Annotated in this window: 9 protein-coding genes and 3 pseudogenes; 7 read left to right on the forward strand and 5 right to left on the reverse strand. The window is 67.0% G+C overall.

What is annotated here, in order from left to right:
- Positions 1 to 125: 125 nt before the first annotated feature.
- The 3 genes and pseudogenes from OO52_RS44780 to OO52_RS44790 form a co-directional block, all read right to left on the reverse strand.
- A pseudogene (locus OO52_RS44780) lies at positions 126 to 706 on the reverse strand (ISAzo13-like element transposase-related protein); the annotation flags it as partial.
- 168 nt (positions 707 to 874) lie between these two features.
- Positions 875 to 1,726 (reverse strand): alpha/beta fold hydrolase, encoded by an 852-nt coding sequence (locus OO52_RS44785; RefSeq protein ID WP_030659101.1) that lies wholly within the window; start codon positions 1,724 to 1,726, stop codon positions 875 to 877.
- Positions 1,727 to 2,067: 341 nt separating this feature from the next.
- Positions 2,068 to 2,595: a cupin domain-containing protein gene (locus tag OO52_RS44790; RefSeq protein WP_030659104.1), complete on the reverse strand. Its 528-nt coding sequence runs from the start codon at positions 2,593 to 2,595 to the stop codon at positions 2,068 to 2,070.
- A gap of 213 nt (positions 2,596 to 2,808) precedes the next feature.
- Between OO52_RS44790 and OO52_RS44795 the strand changes: the two genes are divergently transcribed.
- Both OO52_RS44795 and OO52_RS53790 read left to right on the forward strand, forming a co-directional pair.
- Positions 2,809 to 3,351, forward strand: coding sequence for a TetR/AcrR family transcriptional regulator (locus OO52_RS44795; protein WP_037631172.1), 543 nt, complete (start codon positions 2,809 to 2,811; stop codon positions 3,349 to 3,351).
- Between the two features lie 200 nt (positions 3,352 to 3,551).
- A complete protein-coding gene (locus tag OO52_RS53790) occupies positions 3,552 to 3,869 on the forward strand; it encodes a hypothetical protein (RefSeq protein ID WP_234340015.1) in 318 nt (105 codons plus the stop codon).
- Positions 3,870 to 5,031: 1,162 nt separating this feature from the next.
- Here OO52_RS53790 and OO52_RS44805 read toward each other — a convergent pair.
- Both OO52_RS44805 and OO52_RS44810 read right to left on the reverse strand, forming a co-directional pair.
- Positions 5,032 to 5,436 carry a hypothetical protein gene (locus OO52_RS44805; protein WP_158712677.1) on the reverse strand — a complete coding sequence of 135 codons (405 nt, stop codon included), beginning with the start codon at positions 5,434 to 5,436 and terminating at the stop codon, positions 5,032 to 5,034.
- Between the two features lie 1,156 nt (positions 5,437 to 6,592).
- The gene (locus tag OO52_RS44810) at positions 6,593 to 7,201 is read right to left on the reverse strand and encodes a TetR/AcrR family transcriptional regulator (protein WP_420711473.1); all 609 of its coding nucleotides are present in this window, start codon (positions 7,199 to 7,201) and stop codon (positions 6,593 to 6,595) included.
- Positions 7,202 to 7,554: 353 nt separating this feature from the next.
- Here OO52_RS44810 and OO52_RS44815 point away from each other — a divergent pair, with 353 nt between their 5' ends.
- From OO52_RS44815 to OO52_RS44825, 5 genes and pseudogenes are all read left to right on the forward strand, one after another.
- The gene (locus OO52_RS44815) at positions 7,555 to 8,331 is read left to right on the forward strand and encodes an SDR family NAD(P)-dependent oxidoreductase (protein WP_030659112.1); all 777 of its coding nucleotides are present in this window, start codon (positions 7,555 to 7,557) and stop codon (positions 8,329 to 8,331) included.
- 114 nt (positions 8,332 to 8,445) lie between these two features.
- Positions 8,446 to 8,686, forward strand: a pseudogene (locus tag OO52_RS49155) (transposase); the annotation flags it as partial.
- A gap of 10 nt (positions 8,687 to 8,696) precedes the next feature.
- Positions 8,697 to 9,074, forward strand: a complete 378-nt coding sequence (locus OO52_RS54890) for an NmrA family NAD(P)-binding protein (RefSeq protein WP_158712679.1) — start codon at positions 8,697 to 8,699, stop codon at positions 9,072 to 9,074.
- Positions 8,965 to 9,228, forward strand: a complete 264-nt coding sequence (locus OO52_RS51310; protein ID WP_324608334.1) for an NmrA family NAD(P)-binding protein — start codon at positions 8,965 to 8,967, stop codon at positions 9,226 to 9,228. Before OO52_RS54890 ends, OO52_RS51310 begins: the two co-directional genes overlap by 110 nt.
- 676 nt (positions 9,229 to 9,904) lie before the next feature.
- Positions 9,905 to 10,561: pseudogene (locus OO52_RS44825) on the forward strand (IS5/IS1182 family transposase); the annotation flags it as partial.
- Positions 10,562 to 10,650: the final 89 nt, after the last annotated feature.

Consider the following 10,650-nt stretch of genomic DNA (forward strand, 5'->3'; position numbering starts at 1 on the left):
ACGGCCTCCGCCAAATCCAATACCGCAGCGACATCATCGACGGATGCCTCACCGGAACAGGCCTCACACCGACGACACCACGACTACAACGTCAGTAACTGACCATGTAGGACACGGTCTTATAGGTCGCCGATCAGCTCCTTCTTCTTGCTGATCACCGGGTCACCGGCGTCCCGGTGCTCTGGTGCCTGCTCATTGAGGTAACGAACTGGGCATCCCTGTCGGCATGTTGAGCGCCTGCGATGGTCTTGGCGTTGGCCTGCAGGTTGAAGCCTTCCTCCCGCAGCAGGCCGGCGACCGTGTCGGCGAAGACCCGGTGGCCCTGCCGGGTCAGCTCCGCTGCCAGCTTCCGTGTCGACTTCGTCGTCCACCGCAACGGCGACATCGGATCGCCCCGCTCATCAGGCTCGACCAGCGCAAGCAGCGCCGGTCGCAGCCCCGGATCAAGGTCTACAGCCTTCTTCCGGCCCCCACCAAGACGACGGGCCCGCCCCAACAAAGCCTGACCAGACTCCAGTTCAGCCGCTCCGCGCGAAACCGTTCCTTCTCGAACCCCGGCCGCGGCAGCGACGAGCCTGATCCCACCATGTCCCAGCGACAACGCTTCCGTCCCTATGGCCAGCCGACGCTGGCGCTCGTCCAGATGCGGCAACAACACCTGGAACTTCGCAGCCAGGACGGATTTGATCCCCTCTGGTCTCCCCATACCAGAACCATGAATTCCACAGCTGGAAGCCACGACTTGTTTCCCGGCAAGTCCTAAAGCTGACCTCGATCTTTCTTGATGGTCCGCCGACGGAGTCGGCGGACCATCAAGAAAGATCGAGGCTTACCACCGCATCAGCATGCTGCCTTGCGTGTTTCCCTCTGGTCGTTACTTTCCGAAGAAACCGATCAGCTCGCGACTGAGCTCTGTCGGCCGTTCCTCCGCGAGATAGTGGCCGGCGCCGGGGAGTTGAACGAACCGGATGTCGGTCGCTCGATTCTCATTGGATGCCCGGGACAGCTCAAGGTAGTGTCCGCCCGGCACCAGGACCGGCATGGTCAGTTTGGGGTAGTCGGCCGCCTCCTGGATGTCGTTGTAGAGCGTGCGATACCAGCCGGCGACTGCCCGGATCGCTTCGGCGGAGTCGTACGCCTTGGCGTAGATCGCCCTGCTCTCCTTATCGACGGCGCCTGGATCCCCGGAGATTTTTTCAGCGTACCAGTCGATGATGACGCTGTATTGGCCCTCAAGGAGCCGTTCGGGAAGTCCTTCGAGCTGGTTGAAGCCGAAGTGCCACGCATTGAATTCCGGCGACGAGGGCAGGGCAGGAATGCTGGCCAGGGATTCGCTGGGCGCTCCCGCGTCCCATATTGCCAATTTTTTTGTGGCGTTCGGATAATTGGCGGCGAAGAAGTACGCGATCCAGGAGCCGACGTCCTCGCCGGCCATATTGACCTTTTCGTAACCGAGGTGCCGGACGAGTTCGTAGACGTCGCGCGCCATGTTCGCCTTGGCGTACCCGGTCTCGGGTTTCTCCGAGTCGCCCATCCCTCGGTATTCGCAGACGATCACCCGGAAGTGCTCAGCGAGGATGGGCATCATCTTGTGATATTGCCACCACGTGCGTGGCCATCCTGGCAGCAGGACCAGCGGGTCACCCGAGCCGCCGATCACATAGTGGAGCCGGACGCCGTTGACCTCAGCATAGGCGTGCTCGAAGTTGTCAAGTTCGGCTGGCATCTATTTTCTCCCCTCGACTGAACGTGCTACTGCTCTTGAATACGTGATGTCGCCATGGAGACGAGTCCCGATACGGGCCGGGCAGCCATCGAGGACGTCATGGCAGTACTGGTGGGAGCTGACGGCTGAACTGCAGGGTTTTCGCCAACGATTGCGGATGGCGGGTGCGCGGTTCGCCTGTGGTGATGCGAAGGCCGCCATCGCTCGCAACCTGTGCGCGGGCATCCGCGCTGCGCAGTGATGGCGTGGGGCCTGACTGGAGACCGCGATGAGACCTGCCTCATTGCTGAGCGATACGTTGTTCGCAGTACGTCAGCCTCGACCACACCACGCTTTCGACGTCACTGACTCGGATCGGGGAGCATCTCCGTGGCGTAGCGCTCCATCAGCTCTGCCGCACCTCGTGACATCTCGATCTCCTGGATGGGCGGGGGTGCGACGCCGGGCTCGGCTATTGGGCTGCCAGCCACGAGGAGTTCCTCTATGCCGCCGCTGGGGGTGTAGAAGAAGATCATGCGGGCTGCGTGGACGCCGCGGTTGAGGAACCGGTGCCTGGTGCCGCGTGGCACGAAGAAGAATCCACCGGCACCCGCCGTGACGGTCTGGTCGCCGTTGAGGAACTCCAGCTCACCGGAGATCAAGTAGAAGGCCTCGTCGTGTTCGTTGTGCACGTGGGGCCCAGGGCCCCCGCCGGGCGGCACGGTGGCGTCAAACAGGGCCAACGAGCCGTTGGTCTCCTGCGTGCCGACCTTGAGGGTGTACGTGTCGCCGCCGGACGCCCAGAACGTCTTCCCCCCCTCTGCGGGCACGTAGATGCCGCTCCTCTTGGTGTAGCGGGGGTCCGTTGCGTTCGAGTCGACCAGACTCATGTGGCCTCTCTCTCATCCGTGGATCCGAGGTTCACTAATGTTCGTTAGGAAACTAGACCAGGTATGATTGACGTGTCAATATCCTCGATTTCCGCCTGCTTGAGCGCTGCGGCGGCAGCACAGGGCCCCAGGCAGGATTAGAAGGGCGGTGCATCGCCAATGCCGGGTGGTCGACCCCGGAGTTACGATCCCGACGTCGCATTGGAAGCCGCCATGCGGACCTTCTGGGCCCAGGGCTACGAGGGCACCTCCGTGTCCGACCTGACGACGGCCATGGGCATGACCGCGCCCAGCGTCTACGCGGCGTTCGGAGACAAGGAGACTCTGTTCAGAAAGGCTGTCGAGCGCTACCTTGCGGGCCATGGCGGGTACCTGAAGCCGGCCTTGGAAGAGCCGACGGCCTCACGTCTGATGCACACACTGCTGCGCTCTGCCATCGACGTGGTCTCCGGCGATCACACCCCGCATGGCTGCCTGACCGTCCAAGGCGCCCTTGCCGTGAACCCGCGCTCGCTCGCAACCCGGGAGTTCCTGAACACCATCAGGGTCAGCGGGGTGGAACCCTTGACCGAGCGGCTACGGACCTTTCAGCAGAACGGCGACTTGCCCCCCGACTCTGATCCCTCCGCCCTTGCGAGGCTTCTACTCACAGTCATCCATGGACTCGCCGTCCAGGCAGCCTCAGGGGTGCCGCGGGAGATGCTGGAAGTCGTCGCCGACGAGGTGGTGGCCTGTTGGCTGCGCAGCAAGACCTGAGGTCGGAATCTGTCCCGAGTGGTGGACGCCTCTGAGCCCGGCCCTGGCAGGGGTCGGGTAGGAGGCGTGTTTTATTCAGGGCCGGGGGCCGGTGCCCAGCCGCTGGTCTGTCGCGGACGACGGGAGGGCGAGCCTGGTGGCGGGCAAGAGGAAGGCGAACGAGGCGGGATCGAGCAACGACCTGCGCGCGGATGTGCTGCGTGTCCTCGGAGTGCTCAAAGGCCGCCACGGCCGACCAGATCCAACGGCTGTCCTCGCCGCACCTGACCTACCGGCACACCCTCATGCCGACGGCGGCCAAGCAGAAGGAAGCACGCACCTCCTCCCACCGAGCCGCGGCTAACGACCTTCGCCGCCAGGGCCTGCTCCTAGACGGCGGTCGCACCGAACGAGGCGAAGAGGTCCGCGTCCTCACCGCGGCAGGTCTGGCGGCCACCGGATTCAAGCTGGACCGCGAGCTGGAAGAGATGGGCGGCATGCCCAAGGGCGCGGGAAGCTCCGGACCTCCCACCCGATGACGGTGAACGAGACGGTCATCGCGCTGATCCGCCCGAAACCGACCCTGGACCTGGTCGTGAGGGAGCCGGCCGAAGCAGTTGCCGCCGCGCAGGCCGCCGACCATGCACCGGACGGGACCGGCACCCTCGCCTCCTACGCCACCGAAGTCGCGTTCCCGGTGAAGGGCACCTGGGAGAACCCCGCGATCGGCAGCGCCCGCGCCGACATCGTCCTCACTGCTCCAAAGGCCGAGGTGCCGCTGATGTTCGCCCGCCGCCAGGCCGCCTGGAAAGAGCAGCGGCGTCGTGAAGCTCGGGAAGGCGCACAGCGGGAGGCGCGGCGGCCGGTTTACGCCGACCGCGGGCTCAAGTTCACCGACGATCGGTGGGAGGCGGTCGGATGTACCCCGCATTGGAGGGATCGCCAGTCGCACCTGCCTCGGTGTGAGGACTGTCAGAGCCGGGCCCTCGCAGCCGAGCAGCTGCGGATGCCGACGCACCCGACCGCCAGGAACAGGCCTGCGCGCGGAAGGCTGGCAGCTGGCTCTCCCGCTTCCGTACCTGACCCTGGCGAGCCCTCCACCGGTGGCGCGGGTGAACACCACCCGTCCTGTGAAGCCCGCGTTCTCGGTGGTGGTGGGAACGCTGGACGACATGAACAGCGACGACGAGCAGCTGCTGCGCGGCCGGGGCTACGGAGCCACCCCCGACCACTCGGGACCACTCCCGGGTGGGAGGTCCGGTGGACGGGCTGCTCCTGGACATTGCCGGCTGGACGCAGGATGAGATCGACACGGGCATATCGCTGCTGACAAACCTCGGGCAGTTCGGGCCCGACGGCCGGGCGCTGTACGACCCGCGCCCGGGCGGCCGCAGCCGCTTCGACTGGTCCGGCGACAGCCCCTGGCCGAGGCGCGGCCTAGCCAGGGCTGTCGAAGGGTGCGACGTCGCCGGGGGAGAGGGCGGGGCGCGGGCGGTGCCGTCGCGCTGGGTGCCGCCACCGGCGGGCGCTGTCGCGGGCGACACCGACGCCGACTTCCACGACCAGCTCAGGCCGCACCAGAATGACGTCCAGGACCTCCGGGCTGCCCCATCCGACGGAGCAGGACCAGCCGTGCGTGTACCCCGCACCTCGGCGACACCGCGGCGGCTACGGCCGTTCGGCCCCTACGACCCCACGGGCTCAGCCCGGGTAATTGGCCGGAGGCCAGGTCACAAGGACCTTGTAGCTCCGGGCGGGGGTGGAGAGGTTGCCCCAGTGCAGACCGGTCACCAGGCCCGGGCTATCCGTGCAGTTCTCGTCCTTGAAGGGCTGCACATAGGCGTATTTGAAGTTCGCGATGGACTTCATCGGCTCCGGGAGTTTGACGCACTCGGACGGAGAGTACGGCGCTGGCGTGCCGAGGGCCGGGATCGGGTACACAGTCCCGGTGAAGTCGCTGCCCGTGTAGAAGTTGGCCTGTCCCCACGGTGGCTGCATCTCGGTCGCTGCGGCAGGCTGGGCCACCGCTCCTCCCACCATTACCGCTACTCCGGCCGTGGTGGCCGCGATCCCGGCACGACGCCGAAGGCCCCTGCGAGTCTTCATTTCGGCTCCTTTGCACATGCCCGCCGTCGTTCAAGCGAGTTGGACTTGCCGACGGGGGAGAACTCGGAACTACTTGACCCCGCAACTATCCGAGGCTGGGTCAACTTCCGCAATGTCGCAGGGGATTGACGTGCGTCACACCTGGCGCGCCAGGCGCCGCATACTCTGATGGACTGGATCGAGCGGTACGGCCACGACGATCCTCAGCTGATGAGCACGTGGGCCGGCGTCCAGTACAGTACGTCAGGTCCGCCGCTCTGCATGCGGCTTCTGCCTGTCCGCGTACGTCGACGGTGGCACGACTGAGAGATCGCATTCAACGTGGGTGGGCTTGGTGTTCCTTGAGCGACTCGGTGCGTCCGGCCGTCTTGCCCACGTCGTGGTGTCGGGCCCGGTGCTTGTTCCTCGACCCGGTGGGCCGTCCCGGCCTGGTCGGGACGGTTTCGGTGCGGGCGCCGGACGGGTCGTGGTCGCGCGGATGTTGCGAAACTCCCGCCGCACCCGGGCCGGGGTGAGCCGGCGGGGCATAGGTCGGTCGTTCCCAGGGTGGCGTGGTCGATGACCCGGCTCATCACACGCCCCTCTTGCCCGACCACACCGCGGGGCGAAGGTTGAACCGGCCCGGCTGCCGCTCCATGGCCTCGGCTGAGCCAGGTGTCTGGTCTGCGACGCGGCGAGGGCGCGGCAGCCAGGGGATGCCAGGCGTGCACGTACCGCCGCATTGAGCGCGTGCTGCCGATGAGGTCCGGCGTCGCTCGCCGCGGATCCGCCACCAGACGGCGAGGCGGCCGACAGCAACCAGCCGGGCAAGGCAGAGTCACTCTGGAGGAACGACGAATTCCGCGCGGCCTCGGCCCACGTGGTCCTGACCGGGCACTACGCCACCATGGGTATGTGACCAGGCAGCTCGGGCTGCCGCTCACCGACTCGATGATCCCAGCCTGGCGACATACACGGCCGGCAGCGTGCGCACAGGATCCGTCCTCGTCCTGCCGGTCACCCCTCGGGCCTCTCGCGCCACGTGCTTGCGGTGTGTGCGGGAGAGGCAGTGCGTTGCCGGGCCGTCCGGCTGGTCGTCATGCGCCCGGCGTCGTGCATCCGGCCGGTCCGCCCTGCATGACCCAACGTGCGGCCACCACGTAGGACACGGCTTACGTCAGAAGCTGATGAGTTCGTCCAGGCCCGCCTTGATCTGGTCCGCGGTCACCCCGCGTTCGGCCGTCAGATGGTGGAAGAGGCTCGGTACGAACGGCGCGAGCAGCAGATGTGCGAGTACGGCCGCGTCCGCGTCGGGTCGCAGCTCGCGGACGAGCATCGACACGTGCAGGTGCATGGCCCGGTACGGGCCGCTGGTGTAGCGCGCGGCCGGTGACGCGGCCTCCGCGGCGAGCATCAGAGTCTGCTGCGCGGCGATGTGGTCGGCGAGCGCGTGAAGGAAGGACCGCAGCCGCTCGGCGGCCGGGGCGTCAGGGCCGAGCGGGGGCGGGCCGCTGAAGAACCCCTCCTGGAACTGGCGCTCGCGGTCGTCGAGGAGCGCGAACAGCAGCTGTACCACATCGCCGAAGCGCCGGTAGACCGTGCCTACACCGATACCGGCGGCTTGGGCCACGGCGTTCATCGTCACGGCCTCCGGGCCGTGCAAGGCGATGAGCCGTGCGGCCGCGTCGAGGATCTTCCGCCGGTTGCGTGCGGCGTCCGCCCGCTCGGCCGGGGGCTGCTCGGCGACTGTCATCTCGATCCGGCCGGGGCCGTGCGTGTCTTCCACACCTCGAGGCTACCGGAACCGCTTGCCATCCGGATAACTATCCGCTTTACTCGTCCACGCCAAACCGGATACCAATCCGGTTAGTGCACCGTCATGTGTTCTCCAGCTCCTCCAGTACCGGCCTCCGCAAAGGGGGCTCGTCATGAGCGCTACGGTCGCGATCACCCATTACTCGTCCGCGGGAAACGGCCACCAGCTCGCCAAGGTCCTCGCCGACGGCGCGGAGAGCGGCCGGTGGTGGCGGCCCCGCCCTCCTCCTAGCGTCTCGTTCACCCCGCCCGCCGAGGTGGCCTCACCACGACGTGCCGACCTCAGACACAGCACCCAGTCATCACAGAAAGAGCACAACGCCGATGAACGATCTCCTGCACGACAAGGTCGCAGTCATCACCGGAGCGGCGAGCGGCACCGGCCGCGCGATGGCCCTCCGGTTCGCCGAGCAGGGCGCACGCGGCGTCGTCGTCGCGGACGTGCGCGACACCCCGCGCGAGGGCGGCGCCACCACCGTGGACCTCGTACGCCAGCGCGGAGCCGAGGCCGTCTTCGTCAAAACGGACATCACCCGCCGAGACGACGTGCGCGCCGCCATCACCGAGGCCGAGAAGCTCGGTGGCTTCGACGTCTACGTCAACAACGCGGGAGTCTTCCAGCTTGAGGAGGACCCGCTCGCCTCCGAGGACGAGGTCTTCGACCGGATGATGGCGATCAACGTCAAGGGCACCTGGATTGGGGCGCAGGAAGCCATCCGAACCTGGCTGCGCCGTGGCGAACCTGGTTCGCTGATCAACATCTCCTCGGCCGGCGGCCTGCGCGGCAGCGCACACACCCCCCTCTACAGCGCGAGCAAGGGAGCAGTCCGCCTGCTGAGCCACTCCCTGGCCGCGAAGTACGGAGCCCAGGGTATCCGGGTCAATGCCATCCACCCTGGCTCCGTCAACACCGAGATGCTGCGCTCCAACGCAGCAGCTCTCTCAGACGCTCCCCAGCAGCCCGCACCCAACATCCCGATCGGCCGGATCGCTGAGCCCGGCGAGATCGCCGACGCGGCCGTCTACCTGGCAAGCGACCTGTCCTCCTATGTCACTGGAACCTCCCTCTCCGTCGACGGCGGTGTCACCAGCACCATGTGAGGGTTGCTTGGCGCAACAACCAAAGGTCGTATCGCAGTGCCGCTTGGTACAGCGGACCTGCTGGTCCCGGCGGCACTGACCTTCCCTGAGCGGCGACCGTCCGCTCAACGGCGCATCACGCGCGCCCGTCCGGCGGCATCCCCCGGGCGCCGGCTCCGGGGTGTGTTATCGGAGTTCGTTGCCGATGTGTTCGCTTCGGTGCCGCGGCGGGGTCAGCGGCGGTGGGGTGAGTGTTGTCTGAGGGGTTTGATGCTGGACGGCCTTCGCAAGTCGATCCAGCGATGGACGACGGCTGCAGCGGTTCGTGAACCAGTCGCCGTGGGATTGGCTGCCGGTGCGGCGGCGGATCGCCGAGTGGTTGGCCGTTGGCGAGCAGGTGCCGTGTCACCGCCCGGCCCCGCAGGCCGCCGGCCCCCAAAGTCCGCTGGGGGATCAACGTCGCCCAGGCCGCACACGCCGCCGGCATCGAGCACTTCGTCTTCCCCTCCGTCGCCGGCGCAGACCGTCACGGCAGCGAAACGCTGCCCCGGAACCTGATCAGCAAGTGGCACATCGAGCAGCACATCGCCAAGCTCCACCTGCCCGCGACGATCCTGCGGCCGGTCTCCTTCATGGAGAACTCCACCGGCGGATATGCCCTACAAGGCGGGGTTGACCACTGCCCTCGCACCAAAGGTTCCTCAACAGTTCACGGCCGTGGACGACGTCGGTGTCGTCACCTCCCAGGCGTTCTCCCGGCTTGAGGAGTGGATCGGCCGCGCGATGGCCCTGGCGGCGGACGAACTCACACCGGTGCGGATCGCCGCGTTCATCGAGAGCACGCTCGGACCGTACGTTCAGGTCCGATCGAAGCTGATCCGGGCCCTCAACGAGAACTTCGCGTTCGCCAACGAGTGACTCAACGCACTCGGCTACCGGGCGGACATCAGCGCAACGCGGCGCATCTACCCCGAGGCGCACCCACGGTGGCGCACGCGAGTGCGCCCCGACCACCGGACGCTTCCTGTCGGTCGACCCGATCCTCGCCCCTGAGGACCACGAGTCCCTCAACGGCTACGCCTACGCCAACAGGGCGGCGGCCCGGACCGAGGTGGCCGTGCCCGCGCCGTGGACCGGACCGGTTGCCCGAGCTCGCAGCCCGCCCGCTGGACGGCAACACGGCCGGGGCGGTGATCGCCTGAGCACCGAGCTGAGCGGGGTAGACCTCGCGCCCCAGGCCCTGGTCGCTGCCTGGGAGGCAGCAAGGAGGAACGGCAACACCCGAAAGGAGAAGCCGAGGCGGCGCACCGGCACGTTTGACCAACCCGGTAGCCGAAACGGCCCGCCAGAAAACCCGACGGCCCGTTAGGAAAGGTCGAGACCGCCAAGGGTGGCATTCGCGCTTCCGGGGGTTGAGACCACCTGGATGACGCCGGATGCGAAGCCCGACTGTACAGCGGTGTGGTAGGCGGTCGGCAGAGGCAGTGAGCTCTTTCCAACCTCCCGTGCCGCCGGGCAGTTGGGATGACAGACAGATGAAGCCCCTGGTAGATGGGTTTTCGACCAAGAGAACCGTCTCCACCAGAGGCTTCGCATGCTTGTCTACCCTTCCGGCATCGACGTGTCCAGCTCTGCCCTGCGCTTCCTCGCCGCGCGCCTGAGGGAACACCGCCGCGCTCTCGGAACCCGATGGCGACGCCTGAACGCAGGCCGACAGGCCCTGCTCACCCTCGCCCACCTGCGCAATGGCCAGCCCTACGCCCAGCTCGCGGCCGGATTCGGGATGGGCACCACCACCGCCTACCGATACATCACCGAGGCCGTCAACCTCCTGGCCGCCCTCGCCCCCACCCTCACCGAAGCCGTACAAGCGGCGTCGACGAAGGCGTACGTAATCCTGGACGGGACACTCCTACCCATCGACCGAATCGCCGCCGATCGCCCGTTCTACTCGGGCAAACACAAGAAGCACGGCATGAACGTGCAGGTCATAGCCGATCCGAAGGGGCGTCTGCTGTGGGCTTCATCAGCCTTGGCCGGCGCCGTCCACGACGTCCGGGCCGCACGCGAGCACGGCATCATCAAGGCACTCGCCGAGGCCGACATCACCTGCTGGGCAGACAAGGGCTACCGGGGTGCAGGCGGCACGGTCCGTCTCCCTTACCGCGGCCGATGGCACAGCCTCTCCACTGGCCAGCAGGCCGTCAACCGGTCCCACGCAAAGATCCGTGCGCTGGTCGAGCGGGCCTTGACCCCGAGTCCTGAACACGGGTTATGCGGCTGGTGCCAGCGTAGTTGACGTTGTTTTGGAGGCTGTCTCGTAAGCGATCGGACTGCGGT

Source organism: Streptomyces flaveolus (assembly GCF_000716535.1).
In the GTDB taxonomy this organism is placed as follows: domain Bacteria; phylum Actinomycetota; class Actinomycetes; order Streptomycetales; family Streptomycetaceae; genus Streptomyces; species Streptomyces flaveolus_A.